Below are 19,108 nucleotides of genomic sequence, written 5' to 3'. Positions count from 1 at the left end.
GTGGACGCCTTTTATTTTTTCACACAAATAGCCTGAGTATTTGTGGAGCGAGCAGTTTCAAAATTCTTTAGAAATTCAGCTTTCGCAGCCTCACACGTTTCCAACGACGAAAACTCCTGAGAGCGTACGCTTGCAAAATCGTTATCCGCCCAAGCTGACGCATACAATGAGAAAATCAGGATGAATGTCATTACTCCTCCGGAGATTGATTTATTGACGCTTGTGGCCACCTTTCGGTTTGCGCTTATCTTTCACCCGTAGATGTTCAGGGAAGAAAGAAGCATCACCCCAAACTGTATGGCGGCGACCTTTCAAATCGTAGTGTGCGCTACCTGCAGGACTTTTGAGAATCAAGCCGTCGTCGGTCATTGTTACGCGCATGCCCAGCATCGCCTGCTGCCGCGATAAATATTTCATGAGGGATTTCCTTTTAGGCGTGAGCCTGCCGCACGACAAAGCCGCCGAAAGTTAATGGTTTGCCCAGGCTCACAGCTGAAAGACTTTCTTTGATGTGCTCGTGCGATGCGCACAAAAAAGCCTCGCGTGAACGAGGCCGTATTTTTGCTTGTCTGTAACTTAGAGTTGTGACATCAATAAACGATAACAATGCTATGGACAGTCTGAATGAGGTTAGTGATGTATGTGCTTTACGTTGTCCTGATGTTGCTTACTGCCATATGGATAGTTTTAATCTTTGATATTAACGAAGCGACTCATTATCTTATTAAATTCATAGATAATTTTGAGGGATACTTTACAGACCATTAATTCCAACTAAAAAGCCTGTACTCTATTTTTCATTTCCTAGCAGTTCGCCTGCCACGCTTTGTTATGCGCCAGGATGTCTTTCTTCGTCTGTCGGTCCAGAACATCGATATCGTGAACAGATAGATAACTTGGCACCTAACACCAATCTTTATGCCTCAGTAAAATCTTAATTCCTTACGCTTACGCTTGTTGATCTCTAGGTCCATGCCAGGATATCCATGACTCTGATGCGGAGAATGCCAACTCCAGGGAAACATCGATAAAAAGAGCATGTGAAACTGAGACTCTGGTAGCCCTCCTCGTGGGGGCTTTTTTTTGGGATTGATGCGCTTCGCTTGTTAAATATTGAGCCTTTTCTAGAATTTAAAGGTGCTTTGCTATGTCAGGTAAAGTCGTCGTAAAGAAATACCCGTGTGCTCAAGGACGAGCCATCCCTAGTTTTTCCTTTCCAGCTCTATCTGCCTTATACCAGCCAAGTTATTGTTGCCCTTCTCAATCACTGCCAGCAGCGGCTTAATCCAGAGCACAGCCTGGCAGTATGTTATTGAGCTGGCGGCAGCGGCACGATCATCGGCTGTGTCAGGTCTGTGGGTATCGGAGTACAAGGCGCTGGCACGTAAACGGTGCGCGTATTCGAGCAACCCACCAGCAATGTCAGCAGGAACAGGCAGATTACAGGTTTTTTCACGACGGAGAATCTCCCGGTATTCGATTACGGTTTCTTCGGTGCTGGTGTCAATCAGGGAGTTGAGCCTATTGGCATGTTCTGCAACCTGATTGAATCGATTGAAGTTGAATGCCTGGGTAGCGATAACCTGCCCCTGCAGAGAATTGTCACTTCGCAGAACGTCGTTTTCGCTTTGAAGATTACTGGCCTCCGAGCAGCTCCGAACGAGGGCAACCGAAAGGCCAGCAATAATGACAACGCCGATAATACCCGGATTAATTTTCACTGGTCTATCCCCCAGCACGCCAGCGCACTTTCCTGGTCTCGCCGTTCTACCTGACCGTAGCAGCCGTTCTTCTGACCTTTAGTCATGCTGCAATCGCGACCACCGTCTTTAATCCACCAGCGGATTGCCTCGCATGCCCCGCGGCGGTCACCGGCATTAATGCGCTTATAGAACGTGGACGGGAAGCACTTACCTGGCCCGATGTTGTACGGGCAGAAAGAAGCTATCCCAGCTTTCTGAGGTTCGGTAAGCGGTACCGTAATATTGCGATCAACCCACGCCAGAGCCTTATTGCGTTCGATGGCGTTCACCTGATTGCATTTGGCCTGAGTCAATTTCATGCCCTGCACAACCGGTTTACCATCAACCATCGTTGCGCCGCGGCAAATAGTCCAGATACCGCCGCCATCTTTGTAGGCCGTGAGGCTGTTACCCTCTTTCTCATTCAGAAACTGATCGAGAATGACGGATGCAGGAGCACCAGCCAGTACCAGCCCCAGAACTGCAGTACTCAACTTTGCTCTGGATCCCATCACTCACCTTCCTTTTGTAATGCCTCAACGACCACGCTTGCAGCAGCAGGACGCTCGTGAAGGGGTTTATCACCAACGCCTTTCAGGTAGTCATTGACCATTTTTGTTCGAATCTCATCCTCTCTACGCCTACGGTTTGCATCCACTCGCCCGTTAATGTAGGAGGCAAGCGAGATAAGCAGACCAGCAGCGCCAAAGAACATGAACACCAGATCCTGAGTGGTAAATCCAATTGCTGACGCCAGAGCTGCTACCCACGCGAAAAACTGCGTGAAGATGTTCCCTGAATCATTCATTTTCATGGTCTCTCACCTCGCTTTGTGCGGGTGCTATTGCAAGAAATAAAAAAGGCCGCCAAACGGCAGCCTTGTGAGGGTCAAAACCTGCTGGAGCTTCCTTCTTCTGAGGAATGCAAAAAATTAAATAATCCTTAAGAAGAACTATTTAAAGCTTTAAAACAATTAACTATTCACATAGTTTTTAAATGTTATCATTTGCGTTAAGTTAAAAACTTATCCTCATAGGGATATAAGAGATACAAGCGGGTAGCACTGGCATTATTAATGCGGAGAAGATTGATGTCGTTCTCCGCACTTTTTAGTGCACTGAGCTAGCTATCAAATATCTACCTGCCACCACATTAGTACCAGACACATGCTCAGACATTTAGCCCCCTCTTGCTCTGACTCCTCCATTCAGAAAATTTGAGTGGATAGATAAAAAAAGCCCGCTCTTTTGAAGCGGGCCAATCAGTTGACTATTTGTAAGGTAGGTGTGAGTGAAACCAATGACTCAGTAGTGAAGCTGTATCGGCTGATTCACATAAGGTTCAGGAGAACCAACGAGCATTCAGTAACTTCTCACGACTTAAAGCGTAGCAGTAGTTTTCCAAGTCATAAAAAAAGGCCTGCGTTTTATGGCAGGCTCTCAAGGAATTTGAAACTTGTGTTGTTGTTTTCATGGTGCCGGGTGCCTCCCGGTGACTCTACCCCAGTCAGCAAAGACGCGCGCATACCTGCAGACAGCAGTTGACTGGTACGCCCTTTCGCATAGAAAGGATTCACCACGTGAATAAATTACGATGAATTCATTCGCATGGTCAATACGTCATTGCTATGGGCACTCTTAAAACGAGGGATAACAAAAAAAGCCGCCGATAGGCAGCTTTGAAAAATGTTTGGCTCAGTTTTCATCAGGAAAGAAGATGATTTGTTGCGCCGGGTGCCTCCCGGTGAGAATGACTCCAGTAAACATTCCCGCGTCTGAGAGGTTTCCTTTTCAGGTAACTACTGGAACGCCCCACCGCAGAGGGGGATTCGCAACACTCACAGTATAGACATAGAAATTTAAAAAGCCCCACGGGGTTAACCGCGGGGCTTTAAACGAAGGCAATAACCCATCGTTAGAGGAAAACTACCACAGATTCGAGAAAAGTAAATAGCTCACGATAAAATAATGCCCTATTTTGTTATCTGCTTAAGCTGCGCATCAGCCCAAGCCTCTTCGATATCAAACTTGGTGATTAGCTGATCGTAAAATGGCTTAACAGACTTTTTCCAAGTATCGAGGCTGATTGCATCCGTTATCTGACACACCGCGGCGTAAGCCTCAGTTGATGGAATTCTTTCATACCCCCGCCCGCTGCAGCGTTTGCAATCAGCCAGAACCGGAACGCCCTGCTGTTTTGTAAGAGCCTGATTAATGGCTTTCCCGCGTCCATGACAGTCATTACAGGCACAACTAACGACCCTCTTACCCTTACACTGTGGACATAGAACTCGAGTGACTTCCCTAACCTGCCTGTGCACCTCATAGTCGGAAGGACGAATATCTTCGACGCCCATTTGCAAAGACAACTTCACGAACCTCTTCTCTCTTGCCGGAGTGTGAGACTTCATGCTGAAAACCTCAGCGTCGATAAACCCTTCCCCGTTGCAGCCATCGCACTGCTTCACGCTGGCGGCGCTGCGGGAATAGTCCTCAAACGCGAAGGTGGCCAGCTGGTGCATCACTAATGGCTTAACCCTGGCATCCAGTTTGCGCAGGGCAGCCACCCGATCGCACTTGGTCAGCGCGTACTGGGCCAGCAATTCGATCGCCCTCTCCCGGTCGTTGCTGCTGATCCCCAACTTCCCGAGAAAAGCACTGTACCCCATGGCGGCCCGTTCCTGTGTCATGCCCATAGCGGCCATGATATCCGTTCCGGTCAATGAGTCTGACGCCGTTGCACGCGGAGAGTCGCTGATCATTGTCGATTTGGCGAAGTGATATTTGAGGGTATTTTCAAGATTCATGCGGTCTCCAGCTCGGTAATGGTGAGTTCTAATTTCCCGCCCTTAACGACAGGCATTTTCACAACGCGATAGTCGACAACCTGGCAGTCATCCAGCCAGAATCCCGCCTTGGTTAAAGCGTCGAATGCAGCTTTCTGCAGGTTATCCAGATCGCGCCGCCGGCGGTCGGGCATGTGACAATCAATTCGGATTTTGAGTGGTGCAGCTGTCCGAATATTAAGCCGGGCGCTTCGAATGAGACTGGCGACCGCATAGCGATACGCGACGCCATCTGCGCTAATGTGAGTGCGCCCGCGGTTGTGCCGGTAATACCGGTTGTTGCTCGGCGGCCAGGGCAAAGTGATTTGATATGTCTTCACGTTCACCCCCACATCCGGTTTCGCCAGCGGCTATCCGGGCGCGCTGGTGTATTTGAGGTTGGAAGGAATGCTCTGACAGTCCAGGTCACGTAATCCGGGTTTAGGCTGCGTTCAACTCGCACGCCGCGCGCTTTGTAGCGCTTAACCAGTTCGTCGGCCTGTTCGGTGCTGCAGTCGGTGTGATGAAACCAGGTGTATTTCATGGCCATCACCCCGCAAAGCCAAGCAGCTGTGCGGCGACACTTTCTGCCTCATCACGACTGCCGAAAGAACGGGACAGCACCCAGCGCCAGAGTACATCGAGCGCAGCTTTATAGAGCTGTTGAAACTCGAGCTCGTCCATATTGGCAAACGAGATGCTGCGAGGATGCTTTTTGAGTGTTCCGTCTGGCAGCTGAATGGCATCAAAGTGCCCTGCCTCAACGATTACCCATGAGCGGTAAGCATCGAAGGACTTGCACAGGCTAATGCCATTCGTGACGCGCCGGTAAGCAACCTGCTCAAGATACTGCTCAGCAGCATCGATCAGCGCGCCCTCATTCCCGCCATAAGAAGCCAGGAATTTTGCGTAGCCGGTGATCAGCTTCCGCTCGTTACTTGAGATGGCCCCGCCGGTTGGTTCCCAGTATTCAAAACCGAGATTGAGAAGCGCGAAAAAGCGCCGATGGAACGCCGGGTTACGTACCCGCCTGAACTCGGCAACAAGAACATCGCCGAGCCGGGTTTTTGATTGCAGGATATCGCTGGTCTCGGGCGTAGCCGGGATCAGTATTCCTGAGTGGTGTTTTATAAGTTGTAATTCTAGCGCCATGGTTCTCTCCGTGGCGCATCAGGTATAGGTTGTTCAGGCCTATGAAAGAATAATATCAGACGGTGGTGTAACTCGGTACCCCAGTCGTTTTGCAAATTGCATAAACCCGTTGAGAGTGAATATTTCTTCCTCTTCGAGTAACGGTCGTATTGAAACTATTCCATTTACTCGATAAACCAGATATCTCCCTTCCGCCGGGAAGCTATAGATAACTGCTTTATCGGCCCTTCTGACCACGTCGTACCATTGATCATCTGCATTAAAGGCATCTGCACTACACACTATTTCCCCCAGAGCGACTTATTGACGCGGTAAACAGTAATCGGGACAACCAGGGGAACGCAAACAGCGATACTCTTTGAAACTGCTCCAGTGAAATTCACGCGATTAATAAAACCACTCGTCCGCGCTTTCCCAGGTCTCCTGCACGATATGTTCGACCTCTTTCTTGTCGCCCCGGAAAACAGTCAAACCGTCATTGCCGGCACGCTTAATCGTAAGCTGGCAATTATCGAACTGCTTGCTGAGTCTTCTGAGCAGGTCTGACTCGAGCGCAGGTATAGCTCCATCAGGAAGTTTCTTCACGCGATCAATGGTTAACTCGATTTTCATTATTCCCTCCGCAATGGCAAGCTGTATGCATATGCAGTGCTTTTATAAACTCTCTTGATGACTTTTGCAATCGTTTAAGAGAACAAAAAAACTACTCAAAGTTCTATAACTCATTGCTTTAAAGCTAACGCCGTAATCGCCTAGTAACATAAATACCTACGCAGAGTTGGCGTTTTTATTTTAAAAAGAAATTTATTATTAGATGTAACATTTAGAGTTCGAACGAGAAACGTTTTAACAATAACCTTAGACTTTTATAACTGTCTGCTGAAAATGCCCCACGGAAAAAACCTCAAAATTTGATATGTTGAATACTTTCAAAGTAACAGAGAAAGAATTAATCTCGATGAGGCATGGCTTATCTTTATAACTGATCTAGATATGTATGATAAATTTTCAGTATCCAGCCATAAATTGCATTATTTACAATCGTTGTTTGTGTAAAACACCGAGCCAGCAACATCCTTAGCAAGCATATAGTTTCAAAATCAGACTATAAAAATGCAAAAAATATCACTTGCATCGTTTCGCTAATGAAAATACAAATCGGCACACTTCATGCAAGATAAAACTAAATTTATAGACTCCAAGTCCCAGGCTTGAAAAGATGCAAATCTGGCTGATATCTATATCTCGATGGTGCAGATTATTTGAGCATCAAAAAAATTTGCGACGAACGCTTAGCAGGTATAGGTTGTTGAACACTATGCTATTAGTGTACTGTAAAGCAATGCAATGATCTGATGAAGATTCAACAAAAAGGTCAATAAATGAGCACAGATTTTGTAGATTCACATGATCGGCATTTAGTTGATGCCAATCAATTATTTTCTTCTGGAAGATTTGCTAATGCAGATCAACTATATGGATTTTCAGTCGAATGTGGTCTGAAATCGTTAATGAAAGCATTTGGTATGCCGTTCGATAACGTGAAACAAATGCCTCAAAAAAGTTCTGATACCGTACACGCTGATAAAGTTTGGGATCGATTCGAGAGCTATCGCTCGTCGCATACTAGTGGAGCAGGTTACCAGTTGAATGGAACAAACCCTTTCCAAGATTGGAATGCTTCGCAGCGTTATTACAACCAATCGAGCTTCGATGCGGCTAAAGTCTCTCCACATAAGGCAGCAGCCGATCAAGTTAATCAATTGATAAGAAAAGCCAAATTAGCAGGATTAGTATGATAACTTTCGACCAAATCGTGCCATCATCTACTCAAATTATAAGTAAATATACTGATCTGGTTCAATCTTTGGATTGGTTAGTTTTAAACCGTGACCTGAATGGAAGGGTTCGTCTGGTTGCACCAGAATCAATCAAGGATAGCCCCCAGAAAATCGAGGGATTACATGCTCTTGAAAATGAGCTTTCAAAGGAACTCCATGGACATTATCATAACGTTTCAACATTATTTGAAAATGATATTGAATATGTGAAGGATGGTGCGCAGCTATTCAGAATCAATGGCTTTGAAAATGTATTCCTCGCTGATCGGTATGCCAATGAATCTTCTTGGGGAAACGTTTCAAAAATAACCAAAAATTCTCCGCGAGTTGTTTTCTTCTCTATAAAGGGAGGTGTGGGGCGTTCTACATCCCTTGCGGCAGCATCTTGGAAACTCGCACAACAAGGCAAGACAGTTTTAGTATTAGATCTTGATCTAGAATCACCTGGATTATCTACAGCTCTATTACCTATTGATCGTCAACCTAAATATGGTATCACCGATTGGCTTGTAGAAGATTTAGTCGACAATGGTGAACAACTAATTGACTCAATGATAGCAACAAGCCCATTGTCTCATGATGGCGAAATCTTTGTTGTACCAGCTCATGGAGTTGAAGCTGGAGAGTATGTGTCAAAACTCGGTAGAGTTTGGATGCCAAAAGTAGATCAACAAGGTAGAAAAGAAAAATGGTCACAAAGATTAAATAGACTAATTGATAAACTCGAACAAGTTATATCCCCTGATATCATATTGATTGATTCACGTTCAGGCATTGATGAGATCGCCTCATGTTGTGTTACAGATATGGGGGCTAATCTAGTACTACTATTTGCTTTAGATGGGCTGCAGACATGGAACGGTTATAAAATATTATTCGAACATTGGTTGAACAGTGAAGTTGCTAACGATATTCGCGAAAGATTACAAATTGTTGCCTCTATGGTTCCAGAAACAGACAAGATTGAATATCTTATATCACTCAGAGATCATGCATACGATCTTTTCTCCAATAATTTATATGACGAAATCGAAGCGGCGCCAATCGATGCAGTGGGACCTTCCAACGATGAAGATTACAAATGGAAGGTAAGAGAATTAGTAGAAGGATGGAATTTCGATAGCTCTGATGAGGGGGCCCCTCATAATCCTTGGGCAATTCAGTGGCACCGAAGTTTTACTGGTTCCTTAGCTCTGCACGGACGACTAGCCACAATTGATGAAAATTCTATAAAGTCAATTTTTGGACCCTTAATTGAAGGGATTGAGAGTGTTTTTGACTCGGAGATATCTGATGACTGATGTTCAAATAATTAGGCGTGCAATCTCCTCCGCCTCCCTGGAATCAAGTAGCTTTGGAGATGAACCTGATATTGGTGACTTATATGTGCCATTATCTCATATCAAAGCTTTGAAGCTTGCCTCCAATATTGTAATTGGAGGGCGTGGTGTTGGTAAATCATTTTGGACAGCAGTTCTCAAATCAAGGCATCTTCGCGCTACCATGCAAGAATATGTTCCCGAATTACAAAATTTAGAAATATTTGTCGGTTTTTCAAATGTTGAGGATATTGATAGTTATCCAAATGAAGATACTTTCCAACTATTGCTGAGTAACAATTATGTTCCATATGATATTTGGAGAACAGTGATTATTCGCTGGGTAGCTGGAAAATCAAACATTTCTATACCTACTAATACTTGGCAAGAAACTATCGATTGGTTCAAATCGGAGCCTGAAAAAGCTGCAAGGCTAATGAGTACATCTCGTAACTGGAATGGACTAATTGTTTTTGACGCTTTGGACAGGACAAGTAACGATTGGCAGAGAATGGATGAGATTGTTCGCGGTCTATTGCGTGCAGTCTTATGGCTGAAATCATATAATGGTTTATCAGCAAAGGTATTTTTACGTGAAGACCAAGCGGCTAGAACAGTTTTTAACTTTCCTGATGCTTCAAAAATATTGGCAACTAAAGCAGAACTGACATGGAGCAGACATGATCTGCATGGTTTACTTTGGCAAAGATTAATTAATTCAACGGATTTGAATGCTAATATTTTACGTGAAATATGTCAGAACGCCACATCTAGAACACTTGCTTCTGTCAATAACTCCTTTCAGCTTCCAGACGAAATGAAAAGAGAAAGCGAAGCCCAAAGGAAGGCTTTTGAAAAATTAGCAGGACCATGGATGGGTAAAGATAAAAGACGAGGTGTACCATACACGTGGTCTGTAAATCATTTATCGGATGGCAGAGGACAAACCTCACCAAGGTCATTTTTAGCTGCGATCAGTCAAGCAGCTCAAGATTCAAGTTCTCGCTATCCAAATCATGAATATGCATTACATTATGAAAGTTTAAAGCGTGGTATTCAGCAGGCTTCTGAGATACGAGTTACTGAAGTTGCAGAAGATTATCCTTGGGTACCAGATGTTTTATCTACTTTAAAAGGTTTGAACGTACCTTGTGATATTGAAACCGTCGATCAAAGATGGATGAGTTCTTTTCCTTCCGGGCCAGTGCAAGTGAATACTAATAGACTACCCGCTCAACATGCTGAACGTGGTTGGTCAGGAATTAGGGAAGACCTAGAGAATCTTGGACTAATTGAAACAAAAAAAGATGGTCGTGTTGATATGCCAGATTTGTATAGGGTTGGTTTCGGATTAGGAAGAAAAGGTGGGGTTAAACCTAAAAGTAAAAGAGATTAGATTTATAATTAAAACTTTTATAAAAGGTGCTATGAAAAATAGCACCTTTTATTGTTGGTTTTTTCCATTTGTCTTTTCACTACATCGATGTAATAAAAAATCGTGCTAGTATCAAAGTTTATTATATAAATACATTGACGTAATAACTGAAATAGGAGGAATTTATGGACGGAAAGAGACTTCAAAACTATTGGTCGCAAGAGGTTGATGCACTTATATCCATATATAGGCAATTTGAAACACTTATTCCTTCTCAAAAACATAAAGGATCAGCGCATCATGGTGAGGATGGTCGATTCGTAGAAGAGTTATTGCGCGAGTATTTTTCAAAATATCTTCCTCAAGGATTAGAGATTCTTACTGGGTTCATACTTCGGCCTGCAGTAAAAACTGGCACTACAGGTAAAGAGCGGAGGTATGATTTTGATAAAAACTCATCTCAGTTAGACATAATTGTCTACGATTCTGAAAGATATCCAGTTTTCCAAAGGTTTGGAAATAGTGCGATAGTTCCTCCGGAGGGAGTTGTAGCAATAATTTCAGTAAAAAAATACCTTAACGATGGAGATATAGCAAAAGAGTGTCAAGCTTTATGGAATGCTTCAAAGTTATGCAAAACTCAATACTCCAATAATCAAGTCGACAAAGTTAGGGGGCCTTTTCTCGCTTTGGTAACAATGGAATCAAAGATAGATAAAAAGCGCGAGGAAAATTTAGCTTGGATATTTAATAAAATCGTCGAAGCATATGGATGTGGCGATAAACCGACATTTGATGATTTAATTGGCTATATTGGTTCTCTTAGTGAGTGGAGCTTGTTTAAGCAAAGACCCGAAGAAAAAAAGGTAACTAAAGCAAAATTTATTAGCTTGGTTCACGGTGAAGGTGAATCTCACCTGGGATTACAATTCATCCTTTCGGGGATCCTTTCGGTTTTTTATGATAAAAGTAGACGAAATATAAGACGCCCTGGATTTACAGCATTCCCTTCAGGACGAGATATTGAGAAGTACCTTGGAAAAATAGAATGTGATGGGGAACGTTAGCTCTATTGAAGCGCAGCAAGAGACAAACCTTCACTGCGCTTCGAAAAGGCTTTTTAGAGGTTGCAAACATTCTTCCAGCAAACATCTAAAATTGTTGTCCGCATGATACTCAAACACCACTGCCATAACAAAAACATCAGTTAAAATTAAGGCTGTTTTCGTGATAAAAAATTGGATGAATGGATGTCAAGATAGTGCCACAAAGGGACATAGCAAGCCAAATTTAAGCCCGCCAGCGAAGATTAACTCATTGACATTTAGTTTAAAAAATACACAACCAAACAACGGTAACTCTTTGCTAATCCCATGTAATTTTCATTCTTACTAATTGAAATTATCAAAACAACATCGAAATATCCTTAATCAAAATTGTTCACGCCCGCATCCCCTTCCCCCTTGCCAGGTTAATTCTGTCAACACATTCCCTTAATGCTTTTGACTTGCTCAGGAGAAAGTTCAGATTCATCAATTGTGGCCAGAAGACTATTAAGGGAGCGCTCAAATTCATTTTTAGTCAACCGTAAACAGATAGCCTTAACCCGACTTGACTAGAACTAGCGGGGGCCAATTGATCTTGTCATTCGTAATTGCATGCCATGCCCGTCAATCGCCAGTTGGCGATTTTGCAACCTCGGTTATACACGCAAAAGATACTACCTTTGTATTTCTTTCGCCTAAAAGTTGTCAAAAGGCGATTAGCTTGGGCGCAGCCAGGCTTTCAACAAAGATTAGATTTGTTTTCCCAGCCGAATGCGCAAGCGCCATGTCATAGAGTGACTAGCTCAACTTATGGCAATTTTAACGATCTGATACATGTTTGGGATGTCAGCTTTATGCCATAAGCGGACATTTTTGGTTTGATTTATGCTTAAGTGGATTTTTAAACGTCAGCAGGAACTATCTTCTAGTAATCAAACAAGTCATTTTCCCTCAAACCAAGCCACTTTTCGAGATGTATCAGCAGCACCTGCAGTGCTTCTTCATACTCTGGGAATTCGTCTGGATTAATTGAGTCAATTCTGGCCTTCGCATGTTCAATGCCTATAAAATCGGCAATTGCTTCTTTGTTGAAACTATTGTGAGGGGTGGGGACCCTATCACCATACGTGTAGCTGTTACCTCGGTGCATTAAGCGAGAGATCACGGTTGCGAAACCTTGGTCGGTTTGAATTGCTTTCATGAGCCATTCTCGCGGCTCGTCTATTGAGTTTGTATAATCTTTCCAGCGATAGAGCTGGTATATAAGATCAGGTTCGGTGAGGAGAATGTCGCCGTCTTCTGCGCGGCCCCTAATCAATCGCAACCATTCGACCTTCATTGCCGCAACGGTGTTTAGCTCTAGCGTTGGCTCGAAGACACCACTGCTCCTCTCTTTTCGATCGGCTGGATCGCTCAGATGAATAAGGATTGAGGCGACAGATAACGCTCCAGTTTTACGGAGAGATGCGAGAGCCAAATCACTTCGAACATCCTCAGGAAGTCGTTTCAAGAATCTATTTGTCGCTCGCCATGCTGCCACATACGACGAGTCAAAAGTACCACTGTTAGTACCTGCAAGTTTTTCAGCAAGTATGAACATCCCCGGTAGCAGAATAGAAGCGTTCTCAACTGGCAATCGGTCGACGGATTCGTCGAGCCTCGCAACGAGCGAGTTCAGTAGGCCATCACCTTCGATGGCAGCGATTGCCGTATAGAGTTCTTCCTCTGACGTTGTTGCATCGAGAAAATCAACAAAGCGGCGCTCAGACATTTCTCCGACCGTCGTCTGAAGTTCGAAGTAACGTGGGAAATAGCGAGGTGTGCACACTCGTTTTTCCGCCAACCACTGAAGATGGAAGTCGTCAGCATAGTTCGTCCCTCCATATGCCCATTCGAGGGTAGGGAATAAATCTTTTAGCGCGTCACGAGCATTCTCGCGTCGGTTCTCCGGCACGATCTCAAGAAGCACCTTAGCCGCTTCCTGGTCTACCTTCTGTCGACCATTGAAAGAATAGCGTCTTTCTTGGAGAACAAGTCCCCGCTCACGGAACAGTGCATCGTGTAGGTCTGGCTCAAAAACCCGGAGTGTCTCAAGAATCAGAAAATCTACAATGTTCACCTCGAATACATTGCCCACAACATGTAGTGGTATATTTATAGCAATAGACGAGATGAGGCGGCGTGCATCGCGCATATTTCGAAGCCAAGGCAGGATGCAGCCAATGCAAGCGTTTCCCCACCGTTTCTGAGAAAACCCATTTGCCTCGATTGCGTAAGGGCCTGCGATTTTAGCGAGTTCCTCCTCAAATATACGATGCACGATCCACACCGGGACGGCTGGAAGATCAAAATTAGCCTGCACGACCTTCTCAAGGAAGGCTCGACCATTGCCGTCAGCAACAGGATCGAGCGCCCGCTCTACGATACTGGGCTGGAACAGTAGCACAAAAACAATGTTTGGCAGATTAGCATTCGCCTTTACCTGACGAAGCAGCATCCTGATCTGCTCTGGCTCAAGTCGATCAATGTCGTCAACGAAGACAACCAGCGGTCTGTCAAGTTCGCGCAGGCGATCCTCAAGCGATCTTCGTACCTTGTCGAGTGGTTCGCCACTATGGTCACGGCCGAGATGGGTGAGTATGCGTCCTACAAGAGGAATTCCGACTGAGAGTATGGAAAGAACAGCCGCAACCTTTGCTACCGTCGGAAGGTCAAAGCCAATGGCCGACGCGATCGCTATAACTGAAGCATTAGTTAGCACCGTCGAGACTAGGAAGCTTGAACTACCGACCTCTTTAAGAGGATTACCAACCCCTGTAAGGATTGCTCCGTAGCGTCGTAGTGCTTCAGCACGGTTAAGCGCAGCCTTCGAATGCTCGCCTCCCAAGCGATTTGCTATCTGGCCAAATAGCGCTCCGGCGATAGCATCGCCGTCCCCCCATTGCCAGGGGTTGAAATCAAGCCAGTCCGCTCCGTTGTTCTTGGCATCGAGCCGTTCGGTAATGAGATTTTTCAGCGATGATTTGCCGAAACCCCATCCCCCTCGGATAGCAAATACTCGGCCTTCGCGCAAACTAAGCTCTGAAAGCACGTCAGCTATACGAGCCGCGAATTCGGTCCTTCTAAGGCGATCTTCGGATGCATGCCGAATTGGTGCCTCCGCCCCGATTCCTCCGTCCGGCAGCTCGTTCCTTATCACGTCAGCATTGCGCTTCGAGATACGACGAGCGCGCCATGTCTTCAAACGGAACAACAGCTTACTCATCGCACATCATCTCCAAAAGTGCATGTAACAAGCGTCCTAATGCTAGAAGCTTCACCGAAAGAAAATTGTCTACGCCAGCTAAATGAATACAGCTCGCTGCAGAAATTGCAAGCCAGTATAACGGCTTTGCCTTCTCAACGTGAAATGGAACGCGGGCAACTACATCAATTGAGCGAGAACACTAATGACAAACTGACATGTGTGAATTGGTACCAGTGATATGCCCCACGTAGTTCAAGATACTTTAATATAAATATGCATTCCAAACTCCCGCTTTTAGCTCGCAATAGACCATTTCATCAATGTGCCATCCCTTCCGCCTTCATCCGCTCATATTTGGCTTTCAAAAGCTCCGCTGGTGTCGGCCCCTTCGGTGCCACTGGTGCTGCCAACGCACGACGAACAGGCGGGATTGGTTTCCCGGCCAGCACCCGCTTTTCCCATTTATCCAGAATATCTCCGGCCTCACGCTCGAATTCTTTGTGGCACAGTTGGCCATCAGTTCCCCGGCGCCGCAGTTCCAGACAGATGTGATAATAAACCGGCTTTGGCCACGGATACTGCTCACTGCTCGGATACCGGAACACGAGCTTCCGCCAGTTCCAGTATTCAGCCATCACGTCAGCGGTAGTGATCCCCAGCACGCAGCGACCTTCCCTGCACCACTTGATGAACTGGCCTGGCGAGGGCAGAAATGGACGCTCCTGACGGCGAACCATGCGCATACCGGCTTCAACCTGTTCCAGAGTGGTGATCCCATTTTCTTTAAAGGCCAGCACCCATTGCCGGCGGATCTCGTTCACGTCTTCCTGGCTGCGATTAACCAGGCTTGCCGGAAACGCGGCCGCCAGCTGTACGAATAGCCCGTTGATAATCTGCGCCACCTGTTGCGTTTGTTCGCGTTCGGTGTACTGCTCAGGCATGTTGTGCGCCACCCGGCGAGCCTGTTCCCGGTCAAAGTTTCGAATGCTCTCAGCAAGGTTTTTCATTCCAGCACCCCGTCAATCCAGTCAGTGTTATGCAAGTCGATGCCGCCCCGGGAAGGTTTTTCCGTTCCGTTTGCACGCAGCCGCTTGGTGGTGAGCTGATCCCACTGCTTGCGTAGACTTGAAGGGCTCAGGATGTTGTCTTTCCAGAATTCATCCCGGTTGGCCCACTGGAACAGGTCACAGATTTCGTAGTGAGTACGCTTGTCCTGCACACGCATCAGCCTGATGGTGTTTGCCCATTCAGCCCAGTTTGGTTCAGATAACGATGCGTTGACGGTGAGAAGCCTGTCGTAAATCCAGCGTGCGGCCTTGAGGTCGTCAGCGGATCCCCATGATTTACCAGCTGGGGTGTATATCCCGGCGGCAGCTTCTGGATGGCGTGAGAGAAACTCTTGAGTTTTCTGGTTTCGGGATTCGTCAGAATTCCGAGACGAGGATATTTTAATATTGTTCTTGTTATAGTCTTGGGTGTCTACCGTTTCCGGGAAGGTTTTTCCCGTTTTCGGTAACACTTTTCCCGTTTTCGGTTTGTCTAAAACCCAGGCAGAAAGGTCAGTATTTATACCGACAGTTTTCATCACGCCCTGCTTTTGACTGAATATAATTTTACGTTCAGCGAGTGATTTGAGCGCATCAGAAACATGCGAATCACTCAGCCCTGTAAGCTCGGCGATCACCGTGTTCGTAACACGGTCCTGCTTCTTGTTCCAGCCGTAGGTAAGCCAGATCACCGCCTCAAAACACTGCCACTCCCGGCCTGACAATCTCAGACGAGGCTTAAGCTGTTGGATCTCGTTAGCGACCTTGGTATACCCGTTCGACAGGTCGGCCATACGACCTCCCGGTTGTTCGGTTCTGTGGGGGAAATTGATAATTTCAGCTGTGTTTGACATACTTAGCTCCGCAATTACACTCCGTTTTTGCACCTGAAAGCCGTTGGTGTTCGAGCACCGCGGCTTTCGCCTTTTCTGAAGTCTTCACATTGCCCCCAGCATGGTTGTGACCATTGTCATCAAAGGACCTACTTGCTCCGGCATGAGGCGGAACAGCGACGCTATCCCCTCGCTTACCTCTTTCAGCTTCTGAAGCTCTGGAGCGTCCAGCAGGACAGCCTGCTTAGCCTCGGCACACTCTTTCATCGCAGAGGCGATCAGCGACATCGTGTCGTTCTTCGGCGCCAGACGGTTACGGAACTCCAGCGGCAGGACGGCCAGGATTGCCGGGGCCAGCTGGCGGACATTCTCGCGGTACTGCTCAGAGTCGAAACGGTTATCTAGGAAGCGAAACAGCTTCTGGCGCGCACGGCCGATATCCTCCGGGAAGCTGATGGCTGTTCCGCCCCGCTCCCGGTATTCGTTGATGATCAGCGCTGACACGACGTCCTGATTGTTCAGCGCCGACGACCACGCCCGGACCACTTCGCGGATCTTTTCGTGGTCTGGAGCCGCCTTAGGTTGAGCGTGGTTTATCATTTCTCCCGGATGTATTCCGGTATTCTTTTGATACGCAAGTGAATGCATTGCTTTCTCTTTCGTTGTTAGGGCCGCCGTTAAGCGGCATGGTTGTCAGGGGGTGGAAAGATAGACGGCAGGTCCGGGCGAAATTCATGAGCCTGGATTTCACCACCAACCGCTTTCACCAGTTCAGGAACGTGAACCGGGGAGATGCGTTTCTTTCCGTTTAGCCAGTCGCAGATAGTGGACTGCGCTTTACCGCAACGTTTTGCCAGTTCTTTCTGGCTGCCAGCGATGGCGATCGCTTTCTCTACTGCGGAGTTCTTCTCTACTGTTGGGGTCTTCATTATCACCTCAGCTATCAGTTCAAAGCGATTATGGTTATCACTTTAGCGAAAGTCAATCGCATAGGCGATTTTTTGCTAAATAATCGCTTGAGCGATACAGTTAAAGGAATCAGTGATAGGGGTGAATATGGGATTCTCGGAGCGTCTGGCGCAGGCAATGAAACATGCTGGATATACACAGGGCCGATTAGCCAAAGATGTCGGCATGGCTCAGTCAAGCGTAAATAAGTTACTCAAGGACGCGAACGGCTCTCGTAAAACCGTTGAGATCGCTTCTGTTCTGGGAGTGCGGCCGGAGTGGCTGTCTACTGGCGAAGGGGAAATGGCTTCCAATGGCTTAAAAGTACCGACTGCGCTATACCAGGTTAAGCCGTCATTGAATGGGGTTTACCGGGTGGATGTTCTCGACGTTAAAGCCAGTGCTGGGCCGGGCGCAACTGTCACCAGCGATTTCATTGAAACTATCCGAGCCATTGAATATACAACTGAACAAGCGCGCGCATTGTTCGGCAACCGACCAGCTGCACACGTCAAAGTCATAACGGTTAACGGCGACAGCATGGATGGCACCATTTCGCCTGGCGATCAAATTTTCGTTGATACCAGCGTTACGCATTTTGACGGCGATGGGGTTTATGTATTTGTCTTCGGCAAAACCCTTCATGTTAAGCGCCTTCAGATGCAGCGTGACCGCCTCGCGGTAATATCCGACAATCCGATTTACGAAAAGTGGTACGTTGAACCTGAAGATGAAGATACATTTTATGTGATGGCCAAAGTTCTGCTTAGGCAGTCTGTTGACTATAAAAGATTCGCGTAAAGATAAAATACGGAAATAATAAAATTATGAAATGGTTGAAATTTGCAATTTTAAGCACAGCTTTGATTTCTTCTCAGGCAATGTCTGCGAGATGGTTGTTAACATATTCTAAAGATGAGATGCGTGGTACAACTGAGAAAATTCTACAGACTAACTCAAAGCGACCTGTTGATTTACAGCCACCATATCAAGGCGGATCATGGCTGGCGATGGTTCTGCGCTCCCCTAGAGTCGAACTAAAAGAAGGTGAAAACCCTGACAATATTCAGCTAGATAAAGCAATCCTCATTATCACTAAAGGGCAATTCAATTGTCCTTCATATGATGGTTGTTACATCAATGTGAAATTTGATGACGAAAAAATACAGAAATACAAAACACTCAGGCCAAATAATGGTAGTACTGATGTTATTTACTTAGAAAATCCAAAAGTGTTTCTACAGGACATAGCTAAACATAAGAAACTGATTATCGAGGCCGATTTTTATCAATCTGGAGCTCGTCAATTCACTTTCGATTTGAATGGATATTCTACCCCAGAAATAAATCCAGAAACAGAATAACATCCAACCCGCTCCGGCGGGTTTTTTACTGCCCTCACCCACCCACTCCTCCTCTTTCCCCCAACTTTTTAACCCAACAGCTATCACTTTTTTCGCCATTCACAAAAAAATATCGCTTTAACATTCAATTAATTATCACTTTATCGATGATTGCTATCGTTTTGGCGATTGACCGAATCAATCGCTTTAGCTATTGTTAACCGCATAGACGAACGGCGCGTCGTTAAACCATGCGTCAGACGCCCGGCGGGCTCAGGGTGAACGGCAATGGTGCGTAATCAAACGACTTTCATACCTCAGTCGCTTCACCGAGGCGCCTTAGTTATGAAAACCAGCGGCCATCCACCGCTACAACAATGTGCATCAGGTAT

At 46.0% G+C, this 19,108-nt stretch carries 21 protein-coding genes; 6 read left to right on the top strand and 15 right to left on the bottom strand.

Annotated elements, in window-relative coordinates:
* Positions 1-11: 11 nt before the first annotated feature.
* From ACMGGX_RS19585 to ACMGGX_RS19540, 10 genes are all read right to left on the bottom strand, one after another.
* The gene (locus ACMGGX_RS19585) at positions 12-191 is read right to left on the bottom strand and encodes a hypothetical protein (RefSeq protein ID WP_420298808.1); all 180 of its coding nucleotides are present in this window, start codon (positions 189-191) and stop codon (positions 12-14) included.
* A 19-nt stretch (positions 192-210) separates the two neighbouring features.
* Positions 211-417: a hypothetical protein gene (locus ACMGGX_RS19580; protein ID WP_199029296.1), complete on the bottom strand. Its 207-nt coding sequence runs from the start codon at positions 415-417 to the stop codon at positions 211-213.
* Positions 418-1,202: 785 nt separating this feature from the next.
* Positions 1,203-1,721 carry a hypothetical protein gene (locus tag ACMGGX_RS19575; RefSeq protein ID WP_420298807.1) on the bottom strand — a complete coding sequence of 173 codons (519 nt, stop codon included), beginning with the start codon at positions 1,719-1,721 and terminating at the stop codon, positions 1,203-1,205.
* The gene (locus ACMGGX_RS19570; protein WP_045143003.1) at positions 1,718-2,254 is read right to left on the bottom strand and encodes a lysozyme; all 537 of its coding nucleotides are present in this window, start codon (positions 2,252-2,254) and stop codon (positions 1,718-1,720) included. The genes ACMGGX_RS19575 and ACMGGX_RS19570 overlap by 4 nt, the downstream gene beginning before the upstream one ends.
* Positions 2,254-2,556 (bottom strand): hypothetical protein, encoded by a 303-nt coding sequence (locus ACMGGX_RS19565; RefSeq protein ID WP_048223534.1) that lies wholly within the window; start codon positions 2,554-2,556, stop codon positions 2,254-2,256. The genes ACMGGX_RS19570 and ACMGGX_RS19565 overlap by 1 nt, the downstream gene beginning before the upstream one ends.
* A 1,158-nt stretch (positions 2,557-3,714) precedes the next feature.
* The gene (locus ACMGGX_RS19560; protein WP_143347136.1) at positions 3,715-4,548 is read right to left on the bottom strand and encodes an antitermination protein; all 834 of its coding nucleotides are present in this window, start codon (positions 4,546-4,548) and stop codon (positions 3,715-3,717) included.
* Positions 4,545-4,907 (bottom strand): crossover junction endodeoxyribonuclease RusA, encoded by a 363-nt coding sequence (rusA, locus tag ACMGGX_RS19555; protein WP_143347137.1) that lies wholly within the window; start codon positions 4,905-4,907, stop codon positions 4,545-4,547. The genes ACMGGX_RS19560 and rusA overlap by 4 nt, the downstream gene beginning before the upstream one ends.
* A 2-nt stretch (positions 4,908-4,909) precedes the next feature.
* Positions 4,910-5,116, bottom strand: a complete 207-nt coding sequence (locus ACMGGX_RS19550; protein ID WP_232927644.1) for a hypothetical protein — start codon at positions 5,114-5,116, stop codon at positions 4,910-4,912.
* Complete coding sequence (locus ACMGGX_RS19545) at positions 5,116-5,718, bottom strand: DUF1367 family protein (protein WP_232927642.1); 603 nt, start codon at positions 5,716-5,718, stop codon at positions 5,116-5,118. The genes ACMGGX_RS19550 and ACMGGX_RS19545 overlap by 1 nt, the downstream gene beginning before the upstream one ends.
* A gap of 387 nt (positions 5,719-6,105) precedes the next feature.
* Complete coding sequence (locus ACMGGX_RS19540; RefSeq protein ID WP_420298806.1) at positions 6,106-6,330, bottom strand: DinI-like family protein; 225 nt, start codon at positions 6,328-6,330, stop codon at positions 6,106-6,108.
* 770 nt (positions 6,331-7,100) lie between these two features.
* Here ACMGGX_RS19540 and ACMGGX_RS19535 point away from each other — a divergent pair.
* From ACMGGX_RS19535 to ACMGGX_RS19520, 4 genes are all read left to right on the top strand, one after another.
* Positions 7,101-7,517 (top strand): SAM-dependent methyltransferase, encoded by a 417-nt coding sequence (locus ACMGGX_RS19535; RefSeq protein ID WP_420298805.1) that lies wholly within the window; start codon positions 7,101-7,103, stop codon positions 7,515-7,517.
* Positions 7,514-8,860 carry a ParA family protein gene (locus tag ACMGGX_RS19530; RefSeq protein WP_420298804.1) on the top strand — a complete coding sequence of 449 codons (1,347 nt, stop codon included), beginning with the start codon at positions 7,514-7,516 and terminating at the stop codon, positions 8,858-8,860. Before ACMGGX_RS19535 ends, ACMGGX_RS19530 begins: the two co-directional genes overlap by 4 nt.
* On the top strand, positions 8,853-10,274 hold the full coding sequence (locus tag ACMGGX_RS19525; protein ID WP_420298803.1) for a hypothetical protein: 1,422 nt from the start codon (positions 8,853-8,855) through the stop codon (positions 10,272-10,274). The genes ACMGGX_RS19530 and ACMGGX_RS19525 overlap by 8 nt, the downstream gene beginning before the upstream one ends.
* 164 nt (positions 10,275-10,438) lie before the next feature.
* Complete coding sequence (locus tag ACMGGX_RS19520; RefSeq protein WP_420298802.1) at positions 10,439-11,320, top strand: DUF6602 domain-containing protein; 882 nt, start codon at positions 10,439-10,441, stop codon at positions 11,318-11,320.
* A 904-nt stretch (positions 11,321-12,224) separates the two neighbouring features.
* Here ACMGGX_RS19520 and ACMGGX_RS19515 read toward each other — a convergent pair.
* The 5 genes from ACMGGX_RS19515 to ACMGGX_RS19495 all read right to left on the bottom strand — a co-directional run bounded on the left by ACMGGX_RS19515 (position 12,225) and on the right by ACMGGX_RS19495 (position 17,354).
* The gene (locus tag ACMGGX_RS19515; RefSeq protein WP_420298801.1) at positions 12,225-14,564 is read right to left on the bottom strand and encodes a KAP family P-loop NTPase fold protein; all 2,340 of its coding nucleotides are present in this window, start codon (positions 14,562-14,564) and stop codon (positions 12,225-12,227) included.
* Between the two features lie 299 nt (positions 14,565-14,863).
* Positions 14,864-15,553, bottom strand: a complete 690-nt coding sequence (locus ACMGGX_RS19510) for a replication protein P (RefSeq protein ID WP_420298800.1) — start codon at positions 15,551-15,553, stop codon at positions 14,864-14,866.
* Positions 15,550-16,446, bottom strand: a complete 897-nt coding sequence (locus ACMGGX_RS19505) for a replication protein (RefSeq protein ID WP_420298799.1) — start codon at positions 16,444-16,446, stop codon at positions 15,550-15,552. Before ACMGGX_RS19505 ends, ACMGGX_RS19510 begins: the two co-directional genes overlap by 4 nt.
* A gap of 84 nt (positions 16,447-16,530) precedes the next feature.
* Positions 16,531-17,073, bottom strand: a complete 543-nt coding sequence (locus ACMGGX_RS19500; protein ID WP_087822703.1) for a toxin YdaT family protein — start codon at positions 17,071-17,073, stop codon at positions 16,531-16,533.
* 29 nt (positions 17,074-17,102) lie between these two features.
* Positions 17,103-17,354 carry a transcriptional regulator gene (locus tag ACMGGX_RS19495; RefSeq protein ID WP_087822704.1) on the bottom strand — a complete coding sequence of 84 codons (252 nt, stop codon included), beginning with the start codon at positions 17,352-17,354 and terminating at the stop codon, positions 17,103-17,105.
* Between the two features lie 127 nt (positions 17,355-17,481).
* On the opposite strand from ACMGGX_RS19495, the gene ACMGGX_RS19490 reads away from it, so the two are divergent.
* A complete protein-coding gene (locus ACMGGX_RS19490; protein ID WP_087822705.1) occupies positions 17,482-18,174 on the top strand; it encodes a LexA family transcriptional regulator in 693 nt (230 codons plus the stop codon).
* A gap of 26 nt (positions 18,175-18,200) precedes the next feature.
* Positions 18,201-18,737 carry a hypothetical protein gene (locus ACMGGX_RS19485; protein WP_087822706.1) on the top strand — a complete coding sequence of 179 codons (537 nt, stop codon included), beginning with the start codon at positions 18,201-18,203 and terminating at the stop codon, positions 18,735-18,737.
* Positions 18,738-19,108: the final 371 nt, after the last annotated feature.

Origin of the sequence: Enterobacter sp. BNK-29 (assembly GCF_048684785.1) — a bacterium.
GTDB lineage: Bacteria > Pseudomonadota > Gammaproteobacteria > Enterobacterales > Enterobacteriaceae > Enterobacter > Enterobacter cloacae_M.
This window is presented reverse-complemented; position numbering and strand designations above follow the sequence as displayed.

What these genes read in the sequence shown, in the direction of transcription:
- ACMGGX_RS19585 (WP_420298808.1), bottom strand. Translation starts at nt 191, where the DNA reads ATGACATTCATCCTGATTTTCTCATTGTATGCGTCAGCTTGGGCGGAT.
- ACMGGX_RS19580 (WP_199029296.1), bottom strand. Translation starts at nt 417, where the DNA reads ATGAAATATTTATCGCGGCAGCAGGCGATGCTGGGCATGCGCGTAACA.
- ACMGGX_RS19570 (WP_045143003.1), bottom strand. Translation starts at nt 2,254, where the DNA reads ATGGGATCCAGAGCAAAGTTGAGTACTGCAGTTCTGGGGCTGGTACTG.
- ACMGGX_RS19565 (WP_048223534.1), bottom strand. Translation starts at nt 2,556, where the DNA reads ATGAAAATGAATGATTCAGGGAACATCTTCACGCAGTTTTTCGCGTGG.
- ACMGGX_RS19560 (WP_143347136.1), bottom strand. Translation starts at nt 4,548, where the DNA reads ATGAATCTTGAAAATACCCTCAAATATCACTTCGCCAAATCGACAATG.
- ACMGGX_RS19550 (WP_232927644.1), bottom strand. Translation starts at nt 5,116, where the DNA reads ATGGCCATGAAATACACCTGGTTTCATCACACCGACTGCAGCACCGAA.
- ACMGGX_RS19545 (WP_232927642.1), bottom strand. Translation starts at nt 5,718, where the DNA reads ATGGCGCTAGAATTACAACTTATAAAACACCACTCAGGAATACTGATC.
- ACMGGX_RS19540 (WP_420298806.1), bottom strand. Translation starts at nt 6,330, where the DNA reads ATGAAAATCGAGTTAACCATTGATCGCGTGAAGAAACTTCCTGATGGA.
- ACMGGX_RS19535 (WP_420298805.1), top strand. Translation starts at nt 7,101, where the DNA reads ATGAGCACAGATTTTGTAGATTCACATGATCGGCATTTAGTTGATGCC.
- ACMGGX_RS19530 (WP_420298804.1), top strand. Translation starts at nt 7,514, where the DNA reads ATGATAACTTTCGACCAAATCGTGCCATCATCTACTCAAATTATAAGT.
- ACMGGX_RS19525 (WP_420298803.1), top strand. Translation starts at nt 8,853, where the DNA reads ATGACTGATGTTCAAATAATTAGGCGTGCAATCTCCTCCGCCTCCCTG.
- ACMGGX_RS19520 (WP_420298802.1), top strand. Translation starts at nt 10,439, where the DNA reads ATGGACGGAAAGAGACTTCAAAACTATTGGTCGCAAGAGGTTGATGCA.
- ACMGGX_RS19515 (WP_420298801.1), bottom strand. Translation starts at nt 14,564, where the DNA reads ATGAGTAAGCTGTTGTTCCGTTTGAAGACATGGCGCGCTCGTCGTATC.
- ACMGGX_RS19510 (WP_420298800.1), bottom strand. Translation starts at nt 15,553, where the DNA reads ATGAAAAACCTTGCTGAGAGCATTCGAAACTTTGACCGGGAACAGGCT.
- ACMGGX_RS19505 (WP_420298799.1), bottom strand. Translation starts at nt 16,446, where the DNA reads ATGTCAAACACAGCTGAAATTATCAATTTCCCCCACAGAACCGAACAA.
- ACMGGX_RS19500 (WP_087822703.1), bottom strand. Translation starts at nt 17,073, where the DNA reads ATGCATTCACTTGCGTATCAAAAGAATACCGGAATACATCCGGGAGAA.
- ACMGGX_RS19495 (WP_087822704.1), bottom strand. Translation starts at nt 17,354, where the DNA reads ATGAAGACCCCAACAGTAGAGAAGAACTCCGCAGTAGAGAAAGCGATC.
- ACMGGX_RS19490 (WP_087822705.1), top strand. Translation starts at nt 17,482, where the DNA reads ATGGGATTCTCGGAGCGTCTGGCGCAGGCAATGAAACATGCTGGATAT.
- ACMGGX_RS19485 (WP_087822706.1), top strand. Translation starts at nt 18,201, where the DNA reads ATGAAATGGTTGAAATTTGCAATTTTAAGCACAGCTTTGATTTCTTCT.